This is a genomic window from Leucobacter sp. Psy1 (assembly GCF_020096995.1).
Classification (GTDB): domain Bacteria; phylum Actinomycetota; class Actinomycetes; order Actinomycetales; family Microbacteriaceae; genus Leucobacter.
Window position 1 is genome coordinate 2238990 of sequence record NZ_CP083692.1, and the last position, 26526, is coordinate 2265515.

Consider the following 26526-nt stretch of genomic DNA (forward strand, 5'->3'; position numbering starts at 1 on the left):
TTCCGCACGCTATCCGCAGGATATTCCATGCGAAACCCTGCACTCACGCCACGAGAAACGACAGCGGCCCGGACCCCCTCGGGGGCCCGGGCCGCGCTCACACCGGCGTGCCGGCGCTCACTCCCACTCGATGGTTCCCGGGGGCTTCGACGTGACGTCGAGCACCACTCGGTTCACCTCGGGCACCTGGTTCGTGATCTTGTTCGAGATTCGGGCGAGGACGTCGTAGGGCACGCGGGTCCAGTCCGCCGTCATCGCGTCCTCCGACGAGACGGGACGCAGCACGATCGGGTGACCATAGGTGCGGCCGTCGCCCTGCACCCCCACCGAGCGCACATCGGCGAGCAGCACGACGGGGCACTGCCAGATCTCGGCGTCCAGGCCGGCGGCGGTCAACTCGGCGCGGGCGATCGCGTCAGCGGCGCGCAGAGTCTCCAGGCGGTCGTGGGTGACCTCGCCGACGATGCGGATGCCGAGGCCAGGGCCGGGGAACGGCTGGCGTCCGACGATCGCCTCGGGCAGGCCGAGCTCGCGGCCGATGGCGCGCACCTCGTCCTTGAAAAGATCGCGGAGCGGCTCGATGAGCTCGAACGTCATGTCGTCGGGGAGGCCGCCGACATTGTGGTGGCTCTTGATGTTCGCGGATCCGGATCCGCCGCCCGATTCCACCACATCGGGGTAGAGCGTGCCCTGGACGAGGAACTTGATCGGCTCGCCTTCGGCTTTCGCCTCTTCGACGAGCTGGCGCTGCACCCCCTCGAACGAGCGGATGAACTCGCGGCCGATGATCTTGCGCTTCTCCTCCGGGTCAGTGACGCCGGCGAGGTGACCGAGGAACGTCTCCGCGGCCTCGACCGTGACGAGGTTCACCCCGGTGGAGGCGACGTAGTCCTGCTCGACCTGCTCGCGCTCGCCCTGACGGAGGAGCCCGTGGTCCACGAACACTGCTGTCAACTGGTCGCCGATCGCCTGCTGCACGAGCGCAGTGGAGACGGCCGAGTCGACGCCGCCGGAGAGCGCGGAGATGACGCGCGCCGACCCGACCTGCTCGCGGATGCGGGCGATCTGGTCGGCGATGACGTTGCCAGGGGTCCAGTCGGACGGGATCCCGGCGACGGTGTGCAGGAAGTTCTCGAGGATCTGCTGGCCGTGGTCCGAGTGGCGCACCTCGGGGTGCCACTGCACTCCGTAGAGCTTGCGCGCGGCCGATCCGAACGCGGCGACCGGCGTGACCGCGGTGCGGGCGAAGACCTCGAAGCCCTCCGGAGCCTCCTGTACGGCATCGCCGTGGCTCATCCACACGTTCTGCTCTGCCGGCTGCCCGGTGAGCAGGGGGCCGCCGTCGCCGATCACCGACGCGTCGGTCGCCCCGTACTCACGATCACCGGTGTGGCCGACGGTGCCGCCGAGCGTGCGCGCCATCACCTGGAAGCCGTAGCAGATGCCGAGCACGGGAACCCCGAGCTCGAAGATCGCCGGATCGAACTGCGGCGCCCCCTCCTCGTACACCGAGGACGGCCCGCCCGAAAGTACGATACCGAGCGGGTTGCGCTCGGTGACCTCGGCCGCCGTGATGGTGTGCGGGACGAGTTCCGAGAACACTCCGGCTTCGCGCACACGACGTGCGATGAGCTGGGCGTACTGTGCGCCGAAGTCGACGACGAGCACGGGGCGCGTCAGGGTCTGGTCCGTCATCGGGTGCCTTCCGTGGAGAGCGCCGCGGGCTCCGCGGCGGCGGGGTGTGAGTCGAGGAAACGGGTGACCTCGCGGGCGACGCGCACCTCGAGGATGAACGACATGAACGGGATCACGCCGCCGAGCGCGAGGAGCAGGAACCGGCCGAAGTGCCACCGCATCGGGCTCCACACCAGGAAGCAGGCGACAAGGTAGGCGACGTAGAGCCAGCCGTGCACGATCAGGATGAGCAACGAGAGGTTCAACCCGTTGCCGGTCGAGGAGAGCTCGCAGACCTCCTGCGCCGGGTTGAAGAGGGAGTACCACTGGCACCCCTCTCCCACGACGACCGGCGCGAAGTGGAGGAACTGCCCGCCCCCGGCGAACAACTCGACGTGCGTCGGCGAGTACTTCAGGATCATCTCCGCGAGCAGCAGGAGCAGCATGGTTCCGGTGATGATCGATGCGACCTTGTAGATCTTCAGCGCCCTGCGAATACGCGGGATGTCGGAGGTCCTGGGCTGCAGTTGCATGAGTTCCATTCTACGTGTCTCTAGTGGGGGTGGTGATCCCGCCCCCGGCCGCCGATTCGGCTTCAGCCTCGGCGGTCAGTGCGCGCAGCTCGTGCTCCTTCTCCCAGGCGTCCCGCGTGAGACGGAACCAGAAGTACACCGCGAAGCCGGCGAACACGACCCACTCGACCGCGTAGAACACGTTCAGCCAGTTCACGCGCTCCTGCGGGATCGGGGGGACAGAGTCGATCTGGTCGAGGTCGAGAGCGGTGAGACCCGCTTCGTCGAACGGCGCGGCCGAACCATCGGCGTGCAGGACGAGGAAGCCGGACCAGACCGGATCGTCGATCCCGTCCCAGATGTTGGCGAGCTGCGCGGGAGCCATCGTCTCGAGCGCGAACGGGTCGGCGTCAGGCGCAGGAACGCTGACGCCCTCCGACGGCATATACCGGCCGGTGATCCCCGAGACCACTCGCGACTCATCGATGTCGTCGGTGATCCGGTCGCGGGCCGTCTCGGCCTCCTCCACGGTCGGGGCCCAGCCCACCGCCACGGCCAGGTGTCCGGTCCCGTTGCCCATCGGCGCGACGAGGTGGCCGATGACCCACGCCCCGGTCTCCCCGTCATTGGCCCGTTCGGAGACGACGGCGAAATCATCGGGCACCCACGTGCCGTCGACGGTCACGATGTGGCCTGCGGAGGCATCGGTGACGGGCTCCCCCGGAGGATTGAGCTCGCCGAGAGGGCGCGGCACTTCGGAGTCCGTGCCCTGCTGCGTATCCTCCTGGATGGCGTGGGAGAGCTGCCACTGCCCGAGCCAGGCGAACGCTCCCGCGACGGCGAGCGCGAAGAGCAGCGCCAGGATCCACACGGGCCGTCGCATGATCTGGGCGAGCGTGGGCTCTCCCGTGTACTGCGGCCTCTGCCGTTCCGTCATACCCCGTCCAGGTTCGTGCGCACGCCGCTAGCGCTCGGCGTAGACGACGTCGACCCGCTGGAACTCCTTGAGTTCCGAGTACCCTGTCGTCGCCATGGCGCGTCGCAGCGATCCGATGAGGTTCGCCGTTCCGTCGGCCACGTTCGCGGGACCGGCGATGATCTCGGCGAGCGGTGCGACACGGTCGGCCTGGATGCGCTTTCCGCGGGGCAGGTCCTCGTGATGGGCCTCCTGGCCCCAGTGCCACCCGCGACCGGGAGCGTCGGTGGCACGCGCGAGCGCTGTTCCGAGCATGACGGCGTCTGCACCGCAGGCGATCGCCTTGATGAGATCCCCTGAGGTGCCGAGACCACCGTCGGCGATCACGTGGACGTACCGGCCGCCCGACTCATCGAGGTAGTCGGTCCTGGCGCCAGCCACGTCGGCGATCGCCGACGCCATGGGTGCGCGGATGCCGAGCGTCGCACGCGTGGTCGACGAAGCACCGCCGCCGAAGCCGACGAGGACACCCGCGGCACCCGTGCGCATGAGGTGGAGCGCCGACTGGTAGGTCGCCACGCCCCCGACGATGACCGGGACGTCCAGCTCGTAGATGAACTGCTTGAGGTTCAGCGGCTCGCGGCCCTCGACTGAGACGTGCTCGGCCGAGACGGTGTTCCCGCGGATGACGAAGAGGTCCACGCCTGCGCCGACGACGGTCTCCCAGAACTCGGCAGTGCGGTGCGGTGACAGCGCTCCGGCGACCGTCACCCCGGCCTCGCGGATCTCGCCGAGGCGCGCGCGGATGAGCTCGGGCCGGATCGGCGCGGCGTACAACTCGCGCATGCGGTGAACGGCCTCGATGGGATCGGTGATCCCCGCGAGCTCGCCGAGCAGCGTGTCGGGATCCTCATGACGGGTCCAGAGGCCCTCGAGGTTCAGAACGCCCAGTCCGCCGAGGCGTCCGAGCTCGATCGCTGCGGCCGGCGACATGACGGAGTCCATCGGCGCGCCGAGCACGGGGATCTCGAAGTGGAAGGCATCGATCGTCCACGCGGTCGAGACGAGCTCGGGGTCTCGGGTGCGCCGCGTCGGGACGATGCCGATCTCGTCGAAGGTGTAGACACGGCGGGCGCGCTTGGCCCTGCCGATCTCGATCTCTGTACTCACCGGGATTCCCTATCGCTTGTAGTTGGGCGACTCGACGACCATCTGCACATCGTGCGGGTGGGACTCCTTAAGGCCCGCCGCCGTGATGCGCACAAATTCGCCGCGCTCCTTGAGCTCCGTGACGGTGCGCGCACCGACGTAGAACATCGACTGCCGCAGACCGCCGATCATTTGGTGCGCCACCGAGCCGAGGGGACCGCGGTACGCGACCTGCCCCTCGATGCCCTCGGGGATGAGCTTCTCGTCGCTCGGCACATCGGCCTGGAAGTAGCGGTCCTTCGAGTAGGAGGTGCGCTCCCCGCGAGTCTGCAGAGCGCCGAGCGATCCCATGCCGCGGTAGTTCTTGAACTGCTTGCCCCCCACGAAGACGAGCTCGCCCGGGCTCTCATCGGTGCCCGCGAGCAGGGATCCCATCATGACGGATGAGGCGCCCGCCACGAGTGCCTTTGCGATGTCGCCCGAGTACTGCAGGCCTCCGTCCGCGATCACGGGGATGCCTGCCGGGGTCGCGGCCTTGGCGGCCTCGTAGACGGCCGTGACCTGGGGCACGCCGACACCGGCGATCACGCGGGTGGTGCAGATCGAGCCGGGACCGACGCCGACCTTCACGGCGTCCGCGCCGGCCTCGACGATCGCACGGGCACCGGCGTACGTCGCGACGTTGCCGCCGATCACGTCGACGCCGTCGAAAGCGGGATCGTTCTTGATGCGGGTGATGATGTCGAGCACGCCGCGGCTGTCGCCGTTCGCTGTATCGACGACGAGCACGTCGACTCCAGCCTCAACGAGGGCGGTGGCTCGCTGCCAGGCGTCGCCGAAGAAGCCCACCGCCGCGCCGACGCGGAGGCGCCCTGCCTCGTCCTTCGTGGCGTTCGGGTACTCCTCCTCCTTGTCGAAGTCCTTGACCGTGATGAGTCCGGTGAGCTTGCCGCTGTCGTCGACGAGCGGGAGCTTCTCGATCTTGTGCTGCCTGAAGATGTCCTCGGCGTCCTCGCGGGCGATGCCGGGGCTCGCGGTGATGAGTGGCATCGGGGTCATCGCCTCCCGCACGAGCACGCGAGCCCGCTGCTTCGGGTCGATGAATCGCATGTCGCGGTTCGTGATGATGCCGAGCAGCATGCCCTGCTTGTCAACCACCGGGAGTCCGCTCACGCGGTACTCGCCGCAGATCGCATCGACCTCTGCCACGGTGGCGTCGAGCGACGTGGTGACCGGATTCGTGATCATGCCAGCCTCGGAGCGCTTCACACGGTCGACCATCTCGGCCTGGTCCTGGATCGACAGATTGCGGTGGAGAATGCCGAGGCCGCCGTTGCGGGCCATCGCCACTGCCATGCGAGTCTCCGTCACGGTGTCCATCGCCGCGGAGATCAGCGGGATTCCGAGGCGGATGCGACGCGTCAGCTGCGTCGACGTATCCGCTTCACTCGGAATGACGTCGGTGTGCGCCGGAAGCAGCAGCACATCGTCGTAGGTGAGACCCGTGAGTGCGAACGGATCACGCTGTTCCATGAAGACCTCGATTTTCTGATTGCGACTCGACGCCGGAGAGCACCGACCCCTCTATCGTAGGGGCACCCGCCTCGACGTACGCTTGATTCATCCCAGCCGCTTCCGCCGACGCTCACGACCGGCCCTCCTGATCGTGTCGAACGACAGGCAGATCAGGGCCAACCAGACCAGACCGAACCCGGCCCAACGGGCCGGAGGCACGTCCTCTCCGAAGAGGAGCCAACCCTGCAGGAACATCAACGTCGGAGCCAGGTACTGCAGGAACCCGAGCACCGACAGCGGGATCCGGCGCGCCGATGCGGCGAAGCAGAGCAGCGGAACGGCGGTCACCGCTCCGGAGCAGGCGAAGAGCAGGATGGTGACGGGGTCGGCGTCGGCCACTGAGAGGCCGGTGGTGATCCCGAGCACGCTGATGATCGCGATGGCCAGCGGAGTGAGCACCAGGGTCTCGACGAAGAGTCCACTGAGCGCTGGCACGCGATCTCCGACCGAGCTCTTCAAATACCCGTAGAAGCCGAAGGAGAGGGCCAGCACGAGACCGGTCCACGGGAAGATGCCGTACCCGATCGCGATGATCGCGAACGCCACGACCGTCAACCCGATCGCGATCCACTGCACCGGAGTCAGTCGCTCCTTGAGCAGCACCACTGCCAGCAGCACCGTGACCACCGGGTTGATGAAGTACCCGAGGGAGGCGTCGATAACGTGCCCCGAGGTCGATGCGATGACGAAGACCTGCCAGTTCACGTAGATCACGGCGCCCGCCGCAGCGAGGCGGAGGAGTATCCCCCGATCGCGCAGCAGCGCGGCGGTGCGACCCCATTGCCGAAGCACGGTCACCGCTCCGGCGCAGAAGATGAGTGTGAGGAGTACGCGTATCGAGACGATCTCGAACGGTCCGATCGCGCCGAGCACCACGAAGTAGAGCGGCAGGATCCCCCAGAGCAGGTACGCCGATATTCCGAACAGGAGTCCGCTCGTCGCGGACCGCTCGGTCGAAGGCACGACACTCCTCTCCGGGGCTCACCGCCCGCTGAACGAACTGCGGGGCCGGCGCAATCGCGCCGGCCCCGCAGGGATACTGAATGCTCTGGTTAGCGGGTGACCACCGCGAGCACGTCGCGCGCGGAGAGCACGAGGTAGTCGTCTCCGCCGACCTTCACCTCGGTGCCACCGAACTTGGAGTAGATGACGATGTCGCCGACGGAGATGTCGAGCGGCACGCGGTTTCCGTTGTCATCGATGCGGCCCGGGCCGAGAGCGACGACCTCGCCCTCCTGCGGCTTCTCCTTGGCGCTATCGGGGATGACCAGACCAGACGCGGTGGTCTGCTCTGCCTCGACCTGCTTGACGACGATACGATCTTCGAGCGGCTTGATGGCGACCGACACGGTTGACCTCTTTCTCGGTGAACTCGGGGACGAAGAATGTGTAGCGAACTCGGATGAGATCGCACACTCGAAAGTCTATGCCGTGCGTTGGCACTCGTGCAAGGCGAGTGCCAATTCCGATGTCGATACGGTCACTGGGGGCGCCCGTATCGGCCTGCGATAGTGTGGTCACAGAAAGGAGCCCACCATGTCGCACCCCGTCCCCCCGCCAGGGCCCGCTTCGAGTCCAGGCACGAACGACGCCCCGCAGGCGCCGTACCGCGCGGATGCCCCGCAGTCGGCAGCCGCGCAGCGAGCGCAGCAGCCGACCACGCTCGCGTACACCAACACGTTCGCACTCGTCGCGGTCATTCTCGGGTTCCTGCAGCCGATCGCAGGCATCGTCTTCGGCCACCTCGCGCTCGGTCAGATCAAGCGCAACGGCGACACGGGGCGCGGCCTCGCGCTCACGGGTCTCATCGTTGGCTACGTCATGGTGGCGTTCTGGGTGGCGTTCATCGTCTTCTACGTCGTCGTGATCTTCTCGATGATCGCCGGGTTCGGCTCGATGATGTCGTCGTTCTCGGACCCCTACTACTCCTGAGCGGCATCCAGAAGGGGCTCCCCCAGCCGCCTCCGGGGTGGGACGTCCTGTTCACCGACACCGGGCACGAGCACCTGGCGGCCGTCGAGCGAGCGATCGCTGACGGCGCGACTGCGTCGCAGGCCGGTGCCGAGCTGCGTCGCACGGGCCTGGAGCCCGATGCCGTGGCCGCGATCCTCACCCAGGCCGACCTCCGCCGACGTGCTGCAGCGAAGTTCGGCCCCTCCGCAGGTGACCTGCTGTTCACGCAGGCGGGCCTCGAGCAGGCCTCTCGCCGGATCGTGGCCGAAGCCCATGCGGCCCGGTTCCGCGAGGCGGGCTGCGCGTGCGTCGCCGACCTCGGCACGGGGATCGGATCCGAATCGCTCGCGCTGCTCGCGGCCGGGGTCAGGGTCTCGCCGGTGGAGATCGACCCGTTCACCGCGCGATTCGCTCAGCACAACGTCTCGGTCGCCGCAGCGGCAGCGGACGTGCCAGCGCCGCACGTCCGGGTCGCCGACGCGACCGGGGTCGACCTGGCGGGCATCGACGGCGCCTTTCTGGACCCCGCGAGGCGCACCGCGGGGTCGCGTGACACTCGTCGCCTCACCTCGGTCGACGACTACGCGCCGTCTCTCGACTTCGCGTTCGGACTCGGCGACCGGATGCCGACAGGGGTGAAGCTCGGGCCCGGCTTCGACCGCGAACTCATCCCTGACGACGCGGAGGCCCAGTGGGTGTCGGTCGACGGGAACGTCGTGGAGATGGGCCTCTGGTTCGGTGCCGTCGCGCGCAGAGGCATCGGCAGGTCGGCGCTGCTCCTCCGCGATGGGCTCGCGCACGAACTCGCTGCACCGGGAGACGCCCCCGACCCGGAGCCCGCGCGTCTCGGCGCGTACCTCTACGAGCCTGACGGCGCAGTGATCCGGGCGAGACTCATCGGGATGCTCGCAGAGCGCCTCGACGCCGGAACGCTCAGCGCGGGGATCGCCTACCTCACGTCCGAGCGGCTCGTGTCCACACCCTTCGCACAGACCTTCCGCATCGTCGAGGAACTGCCTGCGCGGGAGAAGGATCTGCGACGCGCGCTCGCAGACCGCGGCGTGGGCCGTCTCGAGATCAAGAAACGCGGTGCTGATGTCGACCCAGCCGCGCTCCGGAAGCGTTTGAAACTCCGGGGAGACCGCAGTGCAACCCTCGTCCTGACACGGATCGGCGGCAGGCACGCGGCGCTCCTCGCGGAGCGGGTGACTGCCGCCGAGTCCTCGGCCTAGACGTCGATCAGGGGGCGAATGCGCCTGATCCGCCGAGGAGCGCGAGGCCGATCATCACGACGACCATCGAGATCACGGAGATCAGGATCGCCACCCCCGAGAGGATCACACCCGTCAGCGCGAATCCCTTCGGCTGGCCCTTCCGCATCGCGACGATACCGAGAATGAGGCCGACGATCGCCGCCGGAAGCGCGACCACCGCGAGAAACGGGAGCCACACGAGGACCAGACCGGCGATACCGAGGACGAGCGCCGCGATTGCGAAGCCGCGCGGGCCGGTCGCGCCCGGCTCAGCCGCCCCGGCGTATGCACTCGCCGACTGGTCGGGCGCATACGCCGGCGGAGCGTATTCGGGCTGGGTTCCGGTCTCGGACGCCGACTGGAGTCCCAGCGGATCTGCAGCGGCCTGCGGCACGGGCGCGGCCGGCGGCACCGGGGGCGTGAGCGGCTCCCGCGCCGCAGGCGCGACGTACGGGGCGGGGCCGGGTTCGGGATCGGTGGTCTCGGGTGACGCGGTTTCCGGCGTCCGGGGCGCGTCCGGGTCGTGGTCTGGAGTCGTACTCGACATGTCTCACTCCTCGTCTGGGGTGTACGGTCTTCGGGTCCGAGCTGCTCGGTCCGACTGAACCACGATAACGGTGTCAGGCGGCTCAGGCTCTGATTGTGGTGACCGGCAGCGTGGAATCGGCTCCGAATCCCAGCGTCGACGGCGCTGCGCCTCCCGCGACCAGCTGCGCTCCGAGCGAAGCGATCATCGCACCGTTGTCGGTGCAGAGCGAGAGCGGCGGTACTCGCAGCTCGACACCATCCGCGGCCGCTCGCTCCGCTGCGAGCGCGCGCACGCGCGCGTTCGCAGCGACACCGCCCCCGAGCAGCAGACGCGGCACGCCGAGTTCACGGCAGGCGGCGAGCGCCTTGCTGACGAGCACGTCGGCGACGGCCTCGCGGAAGCTCGCAGCCACATCGGCGACGGGGACCTCTTCACCCGCAGCGCGGCGCTGCTCCACCCAGCGGGCCACCGATGTCTTGAGCCCGGAGAACGAGAAGTCGTACCGGTGCCGCTCCAGATCCTTCGGCCGAGTCAGTCCTCTCGGGAAGCGGATCGCGTTCGGATCCCCGTCGGCCGCGACGCGATCGATATGGGGGCCTCCCGGGTACGGCAGCCCGAGTAGGCGCGCGACCTTGTCGAACGCTTCGCCGGCCGCGTCGTCGATCGTCTCGCCGAGCATCTCAACGTCGGACACGAGGTCACGCACGAGGAGGAGCGAGGTGTGCCCTCCCGAAACGAGCAGCGCGACGGTCGGCAGCTCGAGCTCGCCCACCGTCCCATGCGTTTCGCGGAGCCCCTCCCCCTGGAGCAGGTCGGCTCCGACGTGCCCGACGAGGTGGTTCACGGCGTAGAGCGGCACGTCGAGCGAGAGCGCCAGCGCTTTGGCCGCCGCGACGCCCACCATGAGCGCACCGGCGAGGCCGGGACCCGAGGTCACGGAGATCGCATCGAGATCGGCCAGCTCGATCCCTGCCTCGGCGACGGCTCGGTCGATCGTCGGCGCGAGGGCTTCGACATGAGCGCGCGCCGCCACTTCGGGGATCACCCCACCGAAGCGGGCGTGCTCGTCCATCGACGAGGCGACCGCGTTCGCGAGCAGGGTGCGTCCGCGCACGATGCCGACGCCGGTCTCGTCGCAGCTGGTCTCGATGCCGAGAACGAGCGGCTCCTCGTTCGCCGGTACCGTCTTCGCGATTGCCGTCATCCGTTCACCGGTGCCTCTCCTGTGTCGCGTCGCATGATGATCGCGTCGACGCCATCCGGTTGATAGTACGCGCGGCGTTCGGCGATGGGGACGAACCCGAGGGACGCGTACAGTCGCTTGGCGACCGGATTGTCGGCGCGGACCTCGAGGAAGAGCTCTCGCACTCCCCGCTGCTCCGCTCGGGCGATGAGCGCGTCCATGAGCCGTCGCCCCTGCCCCGTCCCCCGCAGGGACGCGTCGACCGCGATGGTCTGGATATCACCTTGGGAGCCCACTGCGAGCAGCCCGGCGTAGCCCCGTACGGACCCATCGACCTCGAGCACGACGTAGGAACGGTGCGGACCTGCGAGTTCGTCGGCGAGCGTCGCCGCGCTCCAGGCGTCCGTGCCGAAGGTGGCGACCTCGATCGCGTGGATGGCGTCGAAGTCCGCTGGTCCCACGGGCCGCAGCGTTCCGGGGTGCTCCCGGAACTCTGGGGGTGCGCCGGCTTCGCGGCCAGACGAGGGGTTCACGTGCTCACCCGTTTCGGCGCCGATGGCTGCTGCACGTCTGGCTGGCGCAGGTAGAGCGCACGGTTCGGCGCGAACGGCGCCCCCGAGGCGAGGCGCCGCTCTGCGAGACGGACGAGCTGCCCCGCCGGGATCGCATCCGGCCAGACGTCTCGCGGATCGTCGATGAGTGCGTCGCGGGCCATCAGGTCCGGATCGGCGCTGCGCTGCGGGATCCCCGCCCCGTCGAGGCGCGCGTACTCGGTGACGAACAGCTCCCGCCGCTTCGCATCCTGCAGCACGCGCACGCCTGGGTCGGTCCCTCGCTCCAGGACCGGGAGTGCGACAGCCTCATGCCCCTGGACGGGGAGGAGCGGAATGCCGCGCCCGGTCGCGAACGCGGTTGCCGCGGCGATGCCGACGCGGAGCCCGGTGAATGGGCCCGGGCCGATGCCGACCACCACACCCGTCGTCTCGGCCGGCGTGACTCCGGACTCGGAAAAGGCTCGCGCGATGAGGTCCCCGATCACCTCGGCGTGCCGTCGGGGGTCGCGGCTCGCGACCTCAACGATGCCTGCAGCGGTGCCGACCGCAACGCTCGAGCCGATCGCGGTGTCGATGGCGAGCAACACGCCCCCACCACGGGGATCGCTCGGCGAGCGCGTCGTCTCGGAAACGGTGAAATCGGTCACTGCGTCAGTACTCCGTTCTGCCAGCGGTCGCCGTGGGCGATGATCGTCACCGTCCGCGGTTCCACGAGCTCGGCCTCCCACTCTTCTGAGTCGGAGGTAGCCTCGGACTCAGGGGACGTCGATTCGAGGTCTTCGCCACCAGTCGGGCGCTCGATAACAAGTTCGATCCAGGACTCGCGCTCGGCGATGAGACCGGCGCCCCACTCCGCGACGACGACCGACCCGTCGAAATCGAGGTCCAGATCGTCGGCCTCCACGGCGTCCGCGAGCCGATAGGCGTCGACGTGCACCAGCGGAGGGCCTTCCCCAAGCGACGGGTGCGTCCTGGCCAGCACGAATGTCGGACTCGTCACCGGTCCTCGTACGCCGAGCCCCTCCCCGATCCCGCGAGTCAGCGTCGTCTTGCCAGCACCGAGGGGGCCGGTGAGGATCACGAGATCCCCGGCCCGCAACACCGCACCGAGACGCACGCCGAGGTCGTGCATCGCGTCGGGATCGATGACTCGGGTCGTCCACTCGCCGTGCGGAAGGCTCTCACCGGTCACGCGTCGCCCTCCCCGCCGGCTCGCCCCTCGACGACGACGAATGCCGTAGCGAAACCGCCGTCGTGCGTCATCGAAAGGTGCGGGCGGGCGATGCCGAGCTCCAGGAGACAGCCCGCGAGCCCCGGCGTCGCGGCGAAGCCCGGCGCCCGATCCTCATCGCGCTCGACGACGAGATCCTGCCAGCCGAGATTCCACGAGCCCCTGAGCGCCTTCACGAGGGCTTCCTTCGCCGCGAAACGCGCCGCGAGCGACGGCACGGCGAGTTCTCGTTCCACCGGAGCGAACAGCCGCGCCCGCAGCGCCGGAGCGGACGCGAGCTGCCGTGAGAACCGCTCGATGTCAACGGTGTCGACGCCGATCCCGCGAATCATCGCCGTGCTGCCGCCTCCGCTTACTCGACCGTGACCGACTTGGCCAGGTTGCGCGGCTGGTCCACATCGAGACCCTTCGCGGTCGACAGCTCCAGCGCGAACCACTGCAGCGGCACGACCTGCAGCAGCGGCTCGAACAGCGCATCGGCCAGCGGCAGGCGGATCACATCGTCCGCGTACGGCATCACCGACGTGTCGCCCACCTCGACGATAGCGATCACGCGGGCACCGCGAGCACGGATCTCCTGGATGTTGGAGACGACCTTCGAGTGCATCACCGGCGCGGTCCGCGGGCTCGGAACGATCACGAAGACCGGCTGACCGTGGTCGATGAGCGCGATCGGGCCGTGCTTCAGCTCGCCGGCGGCGAACCCCTCGGCGTGGATGTACGCGATCTCCTTCAGCTTCAGCGCGCCCTCCAGCGCCGTCGGGTACCCGACGTGGCGACCCAGGAAGAGCACTGAGCGGGTATCCGCCATCCAGTGCGCGAGCTGGGCGATCTCGTCGTGCGTGGCGACGGCCTCGCGGAACTTCTCCGGAAGCTCAAGCAGCTGGTCGGTCGCCTGCTGCGCATCCTCGGCGGAGATCGTGCCGCGGACGCGGGCGATGTGCAGGCCGATCAGGTAGAGCGCCGTGATCTGAGCCACGTAGGCCTTCGTCGAGGCGACGGCCACCTCGGGACCGGCGTGCGTGTACACGGCGGCGTGCGACTCCCGCGGAATCGTCGCGCTCTGCGTGTTGCACACCGAGATGGTCTTCACGCCGCGCTCGGCCGCGTACTTGACGGCCATGAGGGTGTCCATCGTCTCACCCGACTGGCTCACCGAGATGAGCAGGGTGCGCTCGGTCAGCACCGGATCGCGGTAGCGGAACTCGTGGCTCAGCTGCACCTCGACGGGCACGCGCGCCCACTGCTCGATCGCGTAGGTTCCCGTCATCCCGGCGTACGACGCCGTTCCGCAGGCGATGATGATGATGCGGTCGATGTCGCGGAGCACGTCGTCGCCGAGCGCCGTGAGTTCGGGGATCTCGACCTGTCCGTCGTGCACGCGACCGCGAATCGTGTTCGCGACGGCGTCGGGCTGATCGTTGATCTCCTTCGCCATGAACGAGGACCACCCGCCCTTGTCCGCAGCCTCTGCGTCCCAGGCGACCTCGAACTCCTCGAACTCGACCGGCTCGCCGGCGAACGTCGAGATGCGGACCTCGTCCGGCGTGATGACCGCGATGCTGTCCTCGTCGACCGCGACGGCCCGCTGCGTGAAGCTCACGAATGCCGCGACGTCGGAGCCGAGGAAGTTCTCGCCCTCGCCGATACCGACGACGAGCGGCGAATTGTGCCGCGCCGACACGACCTTGGCCGGCTCGTCCTGGTGCATCGCGAGCAGCGTGAACGTGCCCTCGAGCCGGGGCACCAGCGCGCGGAACGCGGTCTCGAGGTCCTCGCCCTGCGCGATGCGGTGGCCGAGGAGCGCCGCCACAACCTCCGTGTCAGTTTCGCTCTTGAGAGCGATGCCCGCGGCATCGACCTCCTCGCGGAGCACGGCGAAGTTCTCGATGATCCCGTTGTGGATCAGCGCCAGCTTGCCGTCGTCACCCAGGTGCGGGTGAGCGTTCACGTCCGTCGGACCGCCGTGCGTCGCCCACCTGGTGTGCCCGATGCCGGTGTTGGTGGCCTCGACGGGCTGCACCTCAAGCAGTTCCTCAAGACGGACGAGCTTGCCTGCCTTCTTCCGAGTCGCGATCGAGCCCTCCGGCGTCGTCACCGCGATTCCCGCCGAGTCGTACCCGCGGTACTCCAGGCGGCGCAGACCGCTGATCAGTACCTCGACCGTATCGTTCGGGCCGACATATCCCACAATTCCACACATGGGCTCTAGTTTAGTGGCACGATGAGTGAACCATGACAGACCGCACAACGGACACTCAGGCGCTCATCCGCCCCGACCTCACTTCGCCGTTCACGGAGATCGGCAGGGACGCCTGGTCACGACTCGCCGGCGAGACCCCCATGCCGCTCACGGAGGAGGAGATCGACGCGTTCCGCGGTCTCGGTGAGCCGCTCGACATGGCGGAGGTCAGCGCCGTCTACCGACCCATCAGCCGCCTCATCAACCAGTACGCCATCGCAGTGCGCGAGATGCACGACCGGACGCGCGGATTCCTCGGAATGGGTGAGGAACGTCAGAGCCCCTTCGTACTCGGCGTCGCCGGATCAGTCGCCGTCGGTAAGTCCACCGTCGCCCGAATCCTCCGCGACCTGCTCGCTCGCTGGCCCGAGACGCCGGACGTGCAGATCGTCACCACCGACGGCTTCCTGTTTCCGAACGCCGAGCTCGAGCGCCGCGGGATCATGCACCGCAAAGGATTTCCCGAGTCTTACGACCGACGCTCGCTCCTCCGGTTCGTCTCGCAGGTGAAAGCCGGCGTCCCCGAGGTCTGCGCGCCCCACTACGACCACCTCACCTACGACATCGTGCCGGGCGAGTACACCGTCGTCCGCCAGCCCGACATCCTCATCGTGGAGGGCCTGAACGTGCTGCAGCCCCCCTCGACGGCGCACCCCCTCGCCGTGAGCGACCTCTTCGACTTCTCCGTCTACGTGGACGCCCGCACCGCCGACATCAGACGCTGGTACCAGGAGCGCTTCCTCCGCCTCCGCGAGCACGCGTTCAAAGACCCGTCGTCGCACTTCCGTCGCTTCGCGGGACTCGACGACGACACCGCCGTCGCGCTCGCGAACGAGTTCTGGACGAACATCAACGAGCCCAACCTCGTCGAGAACATCCGCCCCACCCGCGCCCGCGCCACGCTCGTACTGCGCAAGGAAGCGGACCACCGGGTGCAGAAGGTGCTTCTGCGCAAGATGTAGGTGGGGTGCCTGCACCGTCCGCTCGATTATGAGCATCAGCTCGCTCACCGCGCACGTCCACATCGAGCGGAGCGTCAATCTCGAGCCGAGCGTGCGCATGACTTGCTCTCCTCACTCGTGCACAGCAGCCGCTTGGCGTACCGTGCCGGCGTGTCATCCCCATGTACCGTCCGTGCACCCCGCACGGTGCACGTTTCTCGCGAGACTGAGCGCATGTCTCCCGCACAGACCTCTCCCGCACAGACCTCTCCCGCACGCACCGCGCTCCCGCCGGGGGGCGTCATGCGCTCCCGCGCTCTCATCGCACGAGGGTGGAGTCCGCACCAGATCAGGCTCGCGGTAACCGCCGGTCGGTTGCAACGCCCCCGGCGTGGGTGGGTATCCGCACCCGATGCCGATCCTCTCCTCCTCCACGCGGTCGATCGCGGGGGAACGCTCACGTGTGTCACGCAAGCACGACGGCTCGGTCTGTGGACGCCTCCGCATCGCGGGCTGCATCTGGCGATGACCAGACCGGGCTCTCAGGGCCGAACGCACCAGAATGCCTCACCACAGCCAGAAGGCCCCTCATCACCCGCGCGGATGACTCCCGCTCCCGCTGGGGGCTCCCCCGTCCCCCAGCACACTGAACGCCTCCACTGGGCTGCACCGGTGAAGCCACGCGCACCCGACGCCCTCGAGGACGACGTCGTGAACGTGCTCGGCTATGTGGCCGTCTGCCTCCCATTCGAAGACGCCCTCACGGTGTGGGAGTCAGCGCTTCGGCATGAACTCGTCGACACGCTCTCACTCGCGCAACTCCCTCTGGGGTCTCGCGCACGGGGGCTACTCGCAGCTGCTTCGCCCTTCTCGGACTCCGGCCTCGAAACCTATGTTCGGCACCGGCTGCGCTGGCTGCACATCAGCATCGTCGCCCAGGCATGGATCGCCGGTCATCGCGTCGACTTCCTCATCGGACAACGCCTGGTGCTCCAAATCGATGGGGGCCATCACGTCGGCGCGCAGCGCACGCAGGACATCGCGCACGACGCCAGCCTCATGCTGAGCGGCTTCACCGTCATCCGAGTCGGTTACGAACAGGTGATGCACCGCTGGCCTGAGGTGCAGGACACGGTCATGAGCGCAATCGCCGCGGGCAAGCACCGTGACCGCGAGAGAGCGTCCGCATCGAGACGAGCGTGAAGTGCCGCGCGTGACAGCGAGGCCGGACGAGCCGGGGACGAACGCCCAGGTCGCGAACGTGTTCAGACGGCGAGACGGTCGCGCACCACCGCTGCGAGATCATCCGCGAGCTGCTGGGCGAGGTCGGTCTCAGCTGCCTCGACCATCACTCGGACGACTGGCTCGGTACCCGAGGGGCGCAACAGCACTCGGCCGTTCCCTCCGAGCACGGTCTCCGCCTGGACGACCGCAGACTGCAGCACCTCGTCGGTGTGCACCCCTGCCCGGTCGACGCCCTTCACGTTGACGAGCACCTGCGGGTAGACCTGCATGCACTCGGCGAGCTCCGCCAGGGTCTTACCGCTCCGAACCACCTCGAGCGCGATGTGCAGGCCGGTGAGAATACCGTCACCCGTCGTCGCATGATCGCTCATGATGACGTGGCCCGACTGCTCACCACCGAGCGAGTAGCCATGCTCGTTGATCGCCTCAAGCACGTAACGGTCACCGACACCCGTTTCGACGACGTCGATTCCGCGATCGGCCATCGCGAGCTTGAGTCCGAGGTTGCTCATGACAGTCGCCACGAGGGTGTGCTGGTGCAGCTTGCCGCGCTCCGCCATCGAGAGCGCCAGGATCGCCATGATCTTGTCGCCGTCGATCACGTTGCCGTCGGCGTCGACCGCCAAGCACCGGTCAGCGTCTCCATCGTGAGCGATCCCGAGGTCGGCGCCGACCTCACGCACTCGTGCGATGAGCGGTTCGAGGTGGGTCGAACCGATGCCGTCGTTGATGTTGAAACCGTCCGGGTCGTTCCCGATCACGGTGACCCGCGCACCGGCGTCGGCGAACACGTCTGGCGAGATTCCGGCAGCCGCTCCGTGCGCGCAGTCGAGTACCACGTGGATACCGTCGAGCCGGGTTCCCTCGAGCGTGCCGAGCAGGTGGACGAGGTACCGATCCTCGGCGTCCGCGAAACGGCGGATGCGCCCCACCTCGCGGCCGGTCACCGCGACAATCGGGCCGGCCATGGCAGCCTCGATCTCGTCCTCGATGGTGTCGGCGAGCTTCCGCCCGCCCGCAGCGAAGAACTTGATGCCGTTGTCGGGTGCCGGGTTGTGCGAAGCGGACACCATGACGCCGAAATCGGCTCCGGTGTCGGCGACCAGATACGCCGCAGCGGGTGTCGGAATGACCCCGGCGTCGAGCACGTCGACACCCGCGGCCGCAAGGCCGGCGGAGACTGCGGAGGCGATGAACTCGCCGGAGACTCGGGGGTCGCGTGCCACCACAGCGGTAGCACGACGGCTCTCGGCCCGGGCTGAACGCCCGAGCACGAGAGCCGCTGCATGTGCGAGGTTGAGGGCCAGCTCGGCAGTCACATCGACGCCGGCCAGCCCTCGCACCCCGTCGGTGCCAAACAGGCGTGCCATGAGCTCGTCGCGGTTTAGCGCTTCGAGTACTGGGGTGCCTTGCGGGCCTTCTTGAGGCCGGCCTTCTTGCGCTCCTTGATACGCGCGTCGCGGCTGAGGAAGCCGGACTTCTTGAGCGTCGGGCGGTTGTGCTCCGCGTCGATCTCGTTCAGCGCACGAGCAATCGCGAGGCGCAGCGCGCCCGCCTGGCCCGAGGGGCCGCCGCCGACGATGCGGGCGATCACGTCGTAGGAGCCGCCGAGCTCGAGCACCGTGAAGGGATCGGTGATGAGCTGCTGGTGCAGCTTGTTCGGGAAGTAGTCGGCGAACTCGCGGCCGTTGACGCGGATCTCGCCCGAGCCGGGCACGAGGCGAACACGCGCGATGGCCTGCTTGCGACGGCCGACGGCTGCACCGGGAACGGTGAGCGCGGGGCGCGGGGTTGCTGCGGTGGCCTGCGAAGCCGGGGTCTCGGTGCTGTAGCTCTCGGTGGCCACGGTCTGCTCTGGGGTGCTCACGATGTGTGGTGTCCTTCTCTCAAAGTCTCTCGAGCCGCGTTACTGCGCGACCTGGCCGATGGTGTAGGCGGTCGGCTGCTGCGCAGCGTGGGGGTGCTCCGGGCCGGCGTAGACGCGCAGCTTGCGGAACAGGTCGGCACCCAGCGAGTTCTTGGGCAGCATGCCGCGGATCGCCTTCTCGACGGCGCGCTCGGGGTTCTTCTCGAGCAGCTCGGTGTAGCTGACCGACTTCAGGCCGCCCGGGTAACCCGAGTGACGGTAGGCGCGCTTGCGGTCCGCCTTGTTCGAGGTGAGGACCACCTTGTCGGCGTTGATGATGATGACGTGATCGCCCATGTCCATGTGGGGAGCGAACGTCGTCTTGTGCTTGCCGCGGAGCAGGGCCGCGGCGGTCGTGGCGAGGCGGCCGAGCACCACGTCGGCTGCGTCGATGACGAGCCAATCGTGCGTCCGGTCGGCGGCCTTCGGCGAGTAAGTGCGAGTCACTGTCGTGCTGCTTTCTGTCGAAATGGAGGTGTTCGTGTATCCCGCTCCGGTGGAGATTCGCGGGCACAGCCCGCGAGCCGTCCAGTGGAGGGCTCAACATTTCGGTGCGCGCTCGATAGCGGGCACGCACCAAGGGTCTACTTTAGCACAGTTCCCCTCAGCGGTCGGATTCGCGAGTCCGCGCCTGACCGGGCAGCGCCGCCCGCTTCGCTCGGGTGGCCTCCGCCCGCGCGGCCAGTGCATCATCATCGGGGTAGCCGATCTCTTCAAGACTGAGTCCGTGCGCGGGCATGACGGTGAACCGGCTGGTGCGCTGCCGCGCGTCGAGAATGCCCGTGAGCTCCTCTGGTGCCAGGCGTCCGGCACCCACGGCGACCACGCCGCCGACGAGAGCGCGGACCATCGAGTGGCAGAAAGCATCCGCTTCGATGCGGGCTGCGAACGCACCGTCGTCGGTCTCCCGCCAGCTGAAGTCGAGCAGTGTCCGCACTGCGGTCGCCCCCTCGCGCGCCTTGCAGAAGCTCGTGAAATCGTTGAGACCGATCAACCCCTCGGAAACGCGCCGCATCCGATGCAGATCGAGATCCCGCCCGACATCGGCCGTGAACCGGGCGGTCAACGGATCCGCGGGCGACGACGCATCCCTGAGCCGGTACTCGTACCGGCGTCTGAGCGCGGAGAACCGCGCATCGAACGTCGACGGTACACGCGTCACCCCGCGCACGGCGATGTCGGGCGCACCCCGTCGCAGGACGCCCTGAACGCGCCGCGCACGCGCACGGGACGAGTCAGCTTCGTCGGACCCCGCACTCCGACCGTTCCAGCGGTCGAGCTGCTCAGCCGTCACGTCGAGGTGCGCGACCTGACCGCGCGCATGCACGCCCGCATCGGTGCGACCGCCCACCGTGAGCCGACTCTCCCCCTCGGGAGCGCGCAGCACCATCGCGAGCGCCGCCTCCAGCTCTCCCTGCACGGTCCGCAGGCCGGGCTGCGCCGCCCACCCGTGGAAGTCGGTGCCGTCGTACGCGAGATCCAGGCGCAGCCGAACGTGCGGCGATCTATCCGGAAGGGTGTCAGTCACCCCACTATTCTCTCAGTCGGAGTCGAGCCGCCCGACATCGCACGCGGCAGGAGCCCCCACACACCCGGCGCCCTCCAGACGCACGAACGCCCCGCGAGTCGATGTGACTCACGGGGCGCTCATGCAGAGGGAAGCGAATTACTCGGACTTCTCCTCGGCGGGTGCCTCGGTGGCCTCCTCGGCCGCAGCCTCGGGTGCCGACTCCTCGGCGGGCGCCTCGGTGGTCTCCTCAGCAGGTGCCTCGGTCTCCTCGGCCGGAGCCTCCTCGGCGACCGGGGCTGCGTGCGCAGCCTTCGCCTTCGAGGCGACGGGCTCGAGCACGAGCTCGATCACTGCGAGCGGAGCATTGTCGCCCTTGCGGAAACCGGTCTTGATGATGCGGGTGTAACCACCCTGGCGGTCCTCGACCTGCGGCGCGATCTCGGTGAAGAGCTCGTGGACGACCGACTTGTCGAGCACCTGACGCATCACGCGGCGGCGTGCGTGCAGGTCTCCGCGCTTCGCAAAGGTGACGAGACGCTCAGCGATGGGCTGCAGGCGCTTCGCCTTGGTCTCCGTGGTCTGGATGCGCTTGTGCTCGAACAGCTGCGAGGCCATCTGGTTGAGCATGAGGCGCTCGTGAGCGGGTCCGCCTCCGAGGCGGGGGCCCTTGGTGGGCTTGGGCATGGTATCTCCTGGGGTGAGCGATCGACCGGCGGGCGATCGTTAGTTGGTGTCGTCTTCGTAGCTGTAGAACTGCGCGCCGTCGAAACCGGGCACGGCGTCCTTCAGCGACAGTCCCATCTCGGTGAGCTTGTCGCGCACCTCGAAGACGGACTTCTGACCGAAGTTGCGGATGTTCATCAACTGGGCTTCGGAGAGAGCCAGGAGCTCGCTCACGGTGTTGATGCCCTCGCGCTTCAGGCAGTTGTAGCTGCGGACCGAGAGATCGAGATCCTCGATCGGGATCGAGAGCTCGCCGTCCGAGGCCACCTCGACCGGCGCGGGGCCGATCTCCACACCCTCGGCTGCGGTGTTCAGCTCGCGTGCGAGGCCGAACAGCTCGACCAGCGTCGATCCCGCTGACGCGATCGCGTCGCGGGGCGTGATGGCCGGCTTCGTCTCGACGTCGACGACCAGGCGGTCGAAGTCGGTGCGCTCACCGGCACGCGTCGCCTCGACGCGGTAGGTGACCTTGAGCACGGGCGAGTAGATGGAGTCGACCGGAATGCGGCCGACCTCGGCGTCCTCGTTGCGGTTCTGAGCTGCCGAGACATAGCCGCGGCCGCGCTCGACCGTCAGCTCGAGCTCGAACTGCGCGTCCTCGCCGAGCGTGGCGATGACGAGCTCGGGGTTGCGCACCTCGACACCAGCGGGAGCGGAGATATCGGCAGCGGTGACCTCACCGGCGCCGGTCTTCCGCAGGTACGCGGTGATGGGCTCGTCGTGCTCGCTGGAGACGACGAGGTCCTTGATGTTGAGGATGATCTCGGTGACGTCCTCGGTCACGCCGGGGATCGTCGTGAACTCGTGCGCGACGCCCTCAAATCGAACACTGGTGACAGCCGCACCGGGGATCGAGGAGAGGAGCGTGCGGCGGAGCGAGTTGCCCAGGGTGTAGCCGAAGCCAGGCTCGAGGGGCTCGATCGCGAAGCGCGAACGGTACTCGGAGAGGGGTTCTTCAGTCAGAGTGGGTCGCTGTGCAATCAGCACGGTGTGGGGTCCTTTCGCTGGAGTCCGCTATATGACTCATGCGGTATCGGGATAGGGGGTGGACGGCGGAGCCGAAGCTCCGCCGTCGCGCGCTCGACTCCTTAGACGCGGCGCCGCTTGGGCGGGCGGCAGCCGTTGTGCGTCTGGGGGGTGACGTCGTTGATCGAACCGACCTCGAGGCCCGCTGCCTGCAGCGAGCGGATCGCGGTCTCGCGGCCCGAGCCGGGACCCTTGACGAAGATGTCGACCTTCTTCATCCCGTGCTCCTGCGCCTTGCGAGCAGCGGACTCCGCGGCGAGCTGCGCGGCGAAGGGGGTCGACTTGCGCGATCCCTTGAAGCCGACGCCGCCGGACGAAGCCCAGCTGATCACGGCCCCGCTGGGATCGGTGATGGAAACGATGGTGTTGTTGAAGGTCGACTTGATGTGGGCCTGGCCCACGGCGACGTTCTTCTTATCCTTGCGACGCGGCTTGCGAGCCGCGGTCTTGGGTGCAGCCATGAGTGGTGTCTTCTCCTGAAAAGCTCTGTGATCTGGGTCGCGAACCGCGATTACTTCTTCTTGCCGGCGACGGTGCGCTTCGGACCCTTGCGGGTACGTGCGTTCGTCTTGGTGCGCTGACCGTGCACAGGCAGGCCCTTGCGGTGACGAAGACCCTGGTAGCTCCCGGTTTCGACCTTGCGACGGATGTCCGCGGCGACCTCGCGTCGCAGATCGCCCTCGACCGTGAAGTTGGCCTCGATGTAGTCGCGAAGGGCGACGAGCTGCTCGTCGCTGAGATCCTTGACGCGGGTGTTCCCGTCGACCTGGGTCTCGGCGAGCGCTTTCAACGCGCTCGTGCGTCCAACGCCGTAGATGTACGTGAGTGCGATCTCCACGCGCTTGTCGCGTGGGATATCGACTCCTGCGAGACGTGCCATGCTGGCTCTCCTCTAACTGTGGTGGAGGTGTGGTGCGCACCGGGGGTTCGGGCCTCCGTCCCGAGGTGTCCCCCACCGGCGATGCCGACGGGTTCTTCGATGCGCTGGATCGATTATTGAGTTGTGTCCGTGCTCTGGACTAGCCCTGGCGCTGCTTGTGGCGCGGGTTGTCGCAGATCACCATGACGCGGCCGTGGCGGCGGATGACCTTGCACTTGTCGCAGATCTTCTTGACGCTGGGCTTGACCTTCATGATGTTTCCTTAGATGTTCGCTGTCCTCGTACCCGCGGGGTGCCGCGGGCCGTTACTTCGGAGTGCCTACTTGTGGCGGTAGACGATCCGGCCGCGCGTAAGGTCATACGGCGTCAGCTCTACTACGACGCGGTCCTCGGGGAGGATACGAATGTAGTGCTGACGCATTTTGCCAGAGATGTGACCCAGGACGATGTGACCGTTCGTCAGCTCCACGCGGAACTGGGCATTGGGCAGCGCTTCGAGCACGCGTCCCTCAACCTCAATGACGCCTTCTTTATCCTTCTGGACACGTTCTTTCTTGGCCATAGCCTCACTATCGCTTAGGTTCGTGAACACTCGTCATGCGAATGCTGTGCGGGAAACGGCAACACCGATTCCAGGCGCAAAGCACCAAAGACCAACAGTACTCCGAAACGCCCGAGTTGTAAAGGCCGGTCAGGGGATCGGGACCGGGGTCACGCCCAGGGGCGCGAGACCGGCCGCTCCCCCGTCCTCGGCGGTGAGCACCCAGATGCCGTCACGGTGCACCGCGACGGAGTGCTCCCACTGCGCACTCATGGAGCCGTCAGCCATCGCGACCGTCCAGTTGTCGTCCTGGGTGACGGTGTCGATGCCCCCAGCGGAGATGATCGGCTCGATCGCGACGACCAGGCCAGGCTTCACCTCGGGCCCCTTGCGCCCCACCGGGTAGTTGAACACCGGTGGATCCTCGTGCATCCGGCGACCGATCCCGTGTCCGATGTAGTCCTCGAGAATCCCGAAGTCGCTCACGTCCTCCACGTACTCGGCGATCGCGTCGCCAACCTCGTTCAAGTGACGGGCCGTCGCGAGCTTCGCGATCCCGCGCCACATCGCCTGCTCGGTGACGTGGCTCAGTCGTTCGTTCGCGTCGGTGCGGTCGGGGCGCTCCGGATCCGGCAGGACGGCGGTGAATGCAGAGTCGCCGTTCCACCCGTCGACGATCGCGCCGGCGTCGACGGCGATGATGTCGCCGGGCTCCAGCGGACGATCCGTCGGGATCGCGTGGACGACGCTCTCGTTGACGTTCGCGCAGATGGTGTGTCGATACCCGGGTTCGAGCATGAAGTTCGGTGCACCGCCCAGCGCCCGGATCGCCTCTTCGGCGAGGGCGTCGAGCTCGAGCGGGGTGACTCCCGGCCGGATCGCGGCGCGCGCGGCACTCAGTGCGGCGGCAGTGGCTTCACCCGGCGCCCGCATGAGCCGCAGTTGCGCCGGCGACTTGTAGATCGAGCGGCGGATCAGGCCACGTGCCATCTAGCGCGCACCCAGCTGGGCGTCGAGACCCTCGCGGATCCGCTCCGAGACCTCGTCGATCGAGCCGAGACCGTCGACGCGGACGAGGATTCCTCGCTCGGTGAACAGCTCGACGAGCGGAGCCGTCTGCTCGGCGTAGACCTCCTGGCGGTGCCTGATGACGTCCTCGGTGTCGTCGACCCTGCCCTCGATGGTGGCGCGCTTGATGAGCCGGGCGACGACCTCTTCGACGTCAGCGTCGAGCAGCACGACGGCGTCGAGCGAGTCGCCATGGAGCATCTCGTCGAGCGCGTGCACCTGCTCCACATTGCGGGGGTACCCGTCGAGCAGGAATCCATGCGCGACGTCGTCCTGCTGCAGGCGATCCTCGACGATCCGGTTGGTCAGCGAGTCGGGAACGAGTTCACCGCGCTCGATCACCGCCTGGACCTGCTGGCCGAGTTCAGTCTGGCCCTTGATGTTCGCTCGGAAGATGTCACCGGTTGAGATCGCGGGAACTCCATAGCGCTCGGTGATCTTCGCGGCCTGCGTGCCCTTTCCCGCCCCGGGGGGACCGATGATGAGCAAACGGGTCGTGGTGGTATCGGTCACTTGAGGAGCCCTTCGTAGTGGCGCTGCTGCAGCTGCGCGTCGATCTGCTTCACCGTCTCGAGACCCACACCGACGATGATGAGGATCGAGGCGCCGCCGAACGGGAAGTTCTGGTTCGCACCGAAGAACGCGAGCGCGATGAGCGGGATCAGCGCGATGACACCGAGGTACAGCGAGCCGGCGCTGGTGATGCGGGTGAGCACGTAGTTGAGGTACTCGGCGGTCGGACGGCCGGCACGGATACCGGGAACGAATCCGCCGTACTTCTTCATGTTGTCGGCGACTTCCTCCGGGTTGAAGGTGATCTGCACGTAGAAGAAGGTGAAGCCGATGGTCAGCAAGAAGAAGACCAGCATGTAGAACGGCTGGTCGCCCTGCACGAGGTTGTTCGAGATCCATACCACCCACGGCTGCGGCTCTTCGCCGATGCCCGGCTCGTTGAACTGCGCGATGAGCATCGGGAGATACAGGATCGCCGAGGCGAAGATGACGGGGATGACACCAGCCATGTTCACCTTGATCGGAATGTAGGTGCTCGAGCCGCCGTAGGTGCGTCGGCCGACGACGCGCTTCGCGTACTGGACCGGGATCCGGCGCTGTGACTGCTCGACGAACACGACCGCGGCGATGACGACGAGGCCGACGGCGATGACGAGGAAGAAGACCTCCCAGCCCTCCGACTCGCGGATGATCCAGAGCGCGCCGGGGAAGGTCGCGGCGATCGAGGTGAAGATCAGCAGAGACATGCCGTTGCCGATGCCGCGCTCGGTGATGAGCTCGCCGAACCACATGATGAGACCGGTGCCCGCCGTCATCGTCATGATGAGGATCAGGATCGACCACCACTCCTGCGAGATGAGGTTCTGGCAGGCGGCGTTGGCGGAGGCGCCGAAGAGCATACCTGCGCGAGCGACCGTGACGAGAGTCGTGGCCTGGAGCACCGCGAGGGCGATGGTCAAGTAGCGCGTGTACTGCGTCAGCTTGGCCTGACCCGCCTGGCCCTCCTTGTGGAGCGCTTCGAAGTGCGGGATGACGACGCGCAAGAGCTGGGTGATGATCGACGCGGTGATGTAGGGCATGATGCCGAGGGCGAAGATCGAGAGCTGCAGCAGCGCACCGCCGCTGAACAGGTTGATCATCTGGTACAGACCGGAGGTATCGGCCTGGTTCGCGACGAGGCACGCCTGCACGTTGTTGTAGTTGACGAACGGGCCCGGAACGAACGAGCCGAGCCGGAACAGCGTGACGATCGCGAGCGTGAAGACAATCTTCCGCCTGAGATCGGGCGTCTTGAAGATACGACCGATGGCGCTAAACAAATCTTGCCTCCTGAAAGATGTCGCGAAGTGCACGACCGAACACGGAAAACCAGTACCCCAGCCTACACGGCGCTCACGGGGTC

31 protein-coding genes are annotated in these 26526 nt (G+C 67.7%); 4 read left to right on the plus strand and 27 right to left on the minus strand.

The annotated features are described in order from the left end of the window. Window positions 1-117: 117 nt before the first annotated feature. The 7 genes from guaA to groES all read right to left on the minus strand — a co-directional run bounded on the left by guaA (window position 118) and on the right by groES (window position 7175). Window positions 118-1695 (minus strand): glutamine-hydrolyzing GMP synthase, encoded by a 1578-nt coding sequence (guaA, locus tag K8P10_RS10545; RefSeq protein ID WP_224778884.1) that lies wholly within the window; start codon window positions 1693-1695, stop codon window positions 118-120. Continuing rightward, on the minus strand, window positions 1692-2207 hold the full coding sequence (locus tag K8P10_RS10550) for a DUF3817 domain-containing protein (protein WP_224778885.1): 516 nt from the start codon (window positions 2205-2207) through the stop codon (window positions 1692-1694). The genes guaA and K8P10_RS10550 overlap by 4 nt, the downstream gene beginning before the upstream one ends. Window positions 2208-2217: 10 nt before the next feature. Further along, the gene (locus tag K8P10_RS10555) at window positions 2218-3123 is read right to left on the minus strand and encodes an SURF1 family cytochrome oxidase biogenesis protein (RefSeq protein WP_224778886.1); all 906 of its coding nucleotides are present in this window, start codon (window positions 3121-3123) and stop codon (window positions 2218-2220) included. Window positions 3124-3150: 27 nt separating this feature from the next. Then, on the minus strand, window positions 3151-4272 hold the full coding sequence (locus K8P10_RS10560) for a GuaB3 family IMP dehydrogenase-related protein (protein WP_224778887.1): 1122 nt from the start codon (window positions 4270-4272) through the stop codon (window positions 3151-3153). 9 nt (window positions 4273-4281) lie between these two features. Then, complete coding sequence (gene guaB / locus K8P10_RS10565; protein WP_224778888.1) at window positions 4282-5784, minus strand: IMP dehydrogenase; 1503 nt, start codon at window positions 5782-5784, stop codon at window positions 4282-4284. 87 nt (window positions 5785-5871) lie between these two features. Beyond that, window positions 5872-6789 (minus strand): EamA family transporter RarD, encoded by a 918-nt coding sequence (rarD, locus tag K8P10_RS10570; protein WP_224778889.1) that lies wholly within the window; start codon window positions 6787-6789, stop codon window positions 5872-5874. An 89-nt stretch (window positions 6790-6878) separates the two neighbouring features. Continuing rightward, a complete protein-coding gene (groES, locus tag K8P10_RS10575) occupies window positions 6879-7175 on the minus strand; it encodes a co-chaperone GroES (protein WP_208237961.1) in 297 nt (98 codons plus the stop codon). 187 nt (window positions 7176-7362) lie between these two features. Between groES and K8P10_RS10580 the strand changes: the two genes are divergently transcribed. Together K8P10_RS10580 and K8P10_RS10585 are read left to right on the plus strand one after the other, a co-directional pair. Continuing rightward, window positions 7363-7758, plus strand: coding sequence for a DUF4190 domain-containing protein (locus tag K8P10_RS10580; RefSeq protein WP_224778890.1), 396 nt, complete (start codon window positions 7363-7365; stop codon window positions 7756-7758). Window positions 7759-7922: 164 nt separating this feature from the next. Then, entirely contained in the window at window positions 7923-9011 is a 1089-nt protein-coding gene (locus K8P10_RS10585) for a class I SAM-dependent methyltransferase (protein WP_224778891.1), read from the plus strand. Window positions 9012-9018: 7 nt separating this feature from the next. Here K8P10_RS10585 and K8P10_RS10590 read toward each other — a convergent pair whose 3' ends face one another. The 7 genes from K8P10_RS10590 to glmS form a co-directional block, all read right to left on the minus strand. Next, on the minus strand, window positions 9019-9579 hold the full coding sequence (locus K8P10_RS10590; RefSeq protein WP_224778892.1) for a DUF4190 domain-containing protein: 561 nt from the start codon (window positions 9577-9579) through the stop codon (window positions 9019-9021). A gap of 82 nt (window positions 9580-9661) precedes the next feature. Beyond that, window positions 9662-10765 carry a tRNA (adenosine(37)-N6)-threonylcarbamoyltransferase complex transferase subunit TsaD gene (tsaD, locus tag K8P10_RS10595; protein ID WP_224778893.1) on the minus strand — a complete coding sequence of 368 codons (1104 nt, stop codon included), beginning with the start codon at window positions 10763-10765 and terminating at the stop codon, window positions 9662-9664. Next, on the minus strand, window positions 10762-11277 hold the full coding sequence (gene rimI, locus K8P10_RS10600; protein ID WP_370631851.1) for a ribosomal protein S18-alanine N-acetyltransferase: 516 nt from the start codon (window positions 11275-11277) through the stop codon (window positions 10762-10764). Before rimI ends, tsaD begins: the two co-directional genes overlap by 4 nt. After that, the gene (gene tsaB / locus K8P10_RS10605) at window positions 11274-11945 is read right to left on the minus strand and encodes a tRNA (adenosine(37)-N6)-threonylcarbamoyltransferase complex dimerization subunit type 1 TsaB (RefSeq protein ID WP_224778894.1); all 672 of its coding nucleotides are present in this window, start codon (window positions 11943-11945) and stop codon (window positions 11274-11276) included. Before tsaB ends, rimI begins: the two co-directional genes overlap by 4 nt. Next, window positions 11942-12430 carry a tRNA (adenosine(37)-N6)-threonylcarbamoyltransferase complex ATPase subunit type 1 TsaE gene (tsaE, locus tag K8P10_RS10610; protein ID WP_224781268.1) on the minus strand — a complete coding sequence of 163 codons (489 nt, stop codon included), beginning with the start codon at window positions 12428-12430 and terminating at the stop codon, window positions 11942-11944. Before tsaE ends, tsaB begins: the two co-directional genes overlap by 4 nt. 56 nt (window positions 12431-12486) lie before the next feature. Beyond that, window positions 12487-12861 carry a holo-ACP synthase gene (locus K8P10_RS10615; RefSeq protein ID WP_224778895.1) on the minus strand — a complete coding sequence of 125 codons (375 nt, stop codon included), beginning with the start codon at window positions 12859-12861 and terminating at the stop codon, window positions 12487-12489. 20 nt (window positions 12862-12881) lie between these two features. Next, entirely contained in the window at window positions 12882-14732 is a 1851-nt protein-coding gene (gene glmS, locus K8P10_RS10620; protein WP_224778896.1) for a glutamine--fructose-6-phosphate transaminase (isomerizing), read from the minus strand. A 32-nt stretch (window positions 14733-14764) separates the two neighbouring features. On the opposite strand from glmS, the gene coaA reads away from it, so the two are divergent. Then, the gene (coaA, locus tag K8P10_RS10625; RefSeq protein ID WP_224778897.1) at window positions 14765-15733 is read left to right on the plus strand and encodes a type I pantothenate kinase; all 969 of its coding nucleotides are present in this window, start codon (window positions 14765-14767) and stop codon (window positions 15731-15733) included. Window positions 15734-16384: 651 nt separating this feature from the next. After that, window positions 16385-16915: an endonuclease domain-containing protein gene (locus K8P10_RS10630; RefSeq protein ID WP_224778898.1), complete on the plus strand. Its 531-nt coding sequence runs from the start codon at window positions 16385-16387 to the stop codon at window positions 16913-16915. Between the two features lie 62 nt (window positions 16916-16977). Here the strand turns inward: K8P10_RS10630 and glmM are convergent, their stop codons facing one another. The 13 genes from glmM to secY all read right to left on the minus strand — a co-directional run bounded on the left by glmM (window position 16978) and on the right by secY (window position 26443). Continuing rightward, window positions 16978-18327: a phosphoglucosamine mutase gene (gene glmM / locus K8P10_RS10635; RefSeq protein WP_224778899.1), complete on the minus strand. Its 1350-nt coding sequence runs from the start codon at window positions 18325-18327 to the stop codon at window positions 16978-16980. A 14-nt stretch (window positions 18328-18341) separates the two neighbouring features. Beyond that, the gene (gene rpsI, locus K8P10_RS10640) at window positions 18342-18824 is read right to left on the minus strand and encodes a 30S ribosomal protein S9 (protein ID WP_224778900.1); all 483 of its coding nucleotides are present in this window, start codon (window positions 18822-18824) and stop codon (window positions 18342-18344) included. 39 nt (window positions 18825-18863) lie between these two features. Next, on the minus strand, window positions 18864-19310 hold the full coding sequence (gene rplM, locus K8P10_RS10645; RefSeq protein ID WP_224778901.1) for a 50S ribosomal protein L13: 447 nt from the start codon (window positions 19308-19310) through the stop codon (window positions 18864-18866). Between the two features lie 157 nt (window positions 19311-19467). After that, complete coding sequence (gene truA / locus K8P10_RS10650) at window positions 19468-20391, minus strand: tRNA pseudouridine(38-40) synthase TruA (RefSeq protein ID WP_224778902.1); 924 nt, start codon at window positions 20389-20391, stop codon at window positions 19468-19470. A 138-nt stretch (window positions 20392-20529) separates the two neighbouring features. After that, window positions 20530-21057 carry a 50S ribosomal protein L17 gene (rplQ, locus tag K8P10_RS10655; RefSeq protein ID WP_224778903.1) on the minus strand — a complete coding sequence of 176 codons (528 nt, stop codon included), beginning with the start codon at window positions 21055-21057 and terminating at the stop codon, window positions 20530-20532. A gap of 39 nt (window positions 21058-21096) precedes the next feature. Then, entirely contained in the window at window positions 21097-22083 is a 987-nt protein-coding gene (locus tag K8P10_RS10660; RefSeq protein ID WP_224778904.1) for a DNA-directed RNA polymerase subunit alpha, read from the minus strand. Between the two features lie 101 nt (window positions 22084-22184). Then, window positions 22185-22583 carry a 30S ribosomal protein S11 gene (gene rpsK, locus K8P10_RS10665; RefSeq protein WP_208237932.1) on the minus strand — a complete coding sequence of 133 codons (399 nt, stop codon included), beginning with the start codon at window positions 22581-22583 and terminating at the stop codon, window positions 22185-22187. Window positions 22584-22633: 50 nt separating this feature from the next. Beyond that, complete coding sequence (gene rpsM / locus K8P10_RS10670; protein WP_224778905.1) at window positions 22634-23002, minus strand: 30S ribosomal protein S13; 369 nt, start codon at window positions 23000-23002, stop codon at window positions 22634-22636. Window positions 23003-23141: 139 nt separating this feature from the next. After that, window positions 23142-23255, minus strand: coding sequence for a 50S ribosomal protein L36 (gene rpmJ, locus K8P10_RS10675; RefSeq protein ID WP_208237928.1), 114 nt, complete (start codon window positions 23253-23255; stop codon window positions 23142-23144). Between the two features lie 66 nt (window positions 23256-23321). Then, window positions 23322-23564 carry a translation initiation factor IF-1 gene (gene infA / locus K8P10_RS10680; RefSeq protein ID WP_224778906.1) on the minus strand — a complete coding sequence of 81 codons (243 nt, stop codon included), beginning with the start codon at window positions 23562-23564 and terminating at the stop codon, window positions 23322-23324. Window positions 23565-23693: 129 nt separating this feature from the next. Next, the gene (gene map, locus K8P10_RS10685; protein WP_224778907.1) at window positions 23694-24533 is read right to left on the minus strand and encodes a type I methionyl aminopeptidase; all 840 of its coding nucleotides are present in this window, start codon (window positions 24531-24533) and stop codon (window positions 23694-23696) included. Then, complete coding sequence (locus K8P10_RS10690; RefSeq protein WP_224778908.1) at window positions 24534-25124, minus strand: adenylate kinase; 591 nt, start codon at window positions 25122-25124, stop codon at window positions 24534-24536. Further along, the gene (gene secY, locus K8P10_RS10695) at window positions 25121-26443 is read right to left on the minus strand and encodes a preprotein translocase subunit SecY (RefSeq protein ID WP_224778909.1); all 1323 of its coding nucleotides are present in this window, start codon (window positions 26441-26443) and stop codon (window positions 25121-25123) included. The genes K8P10_RS10690 and secY overlap by 4 nt, the downstream gene beginning before the upstream one ends. Window positions 26444-26526 lie beyond the last annotated feature (83 nt).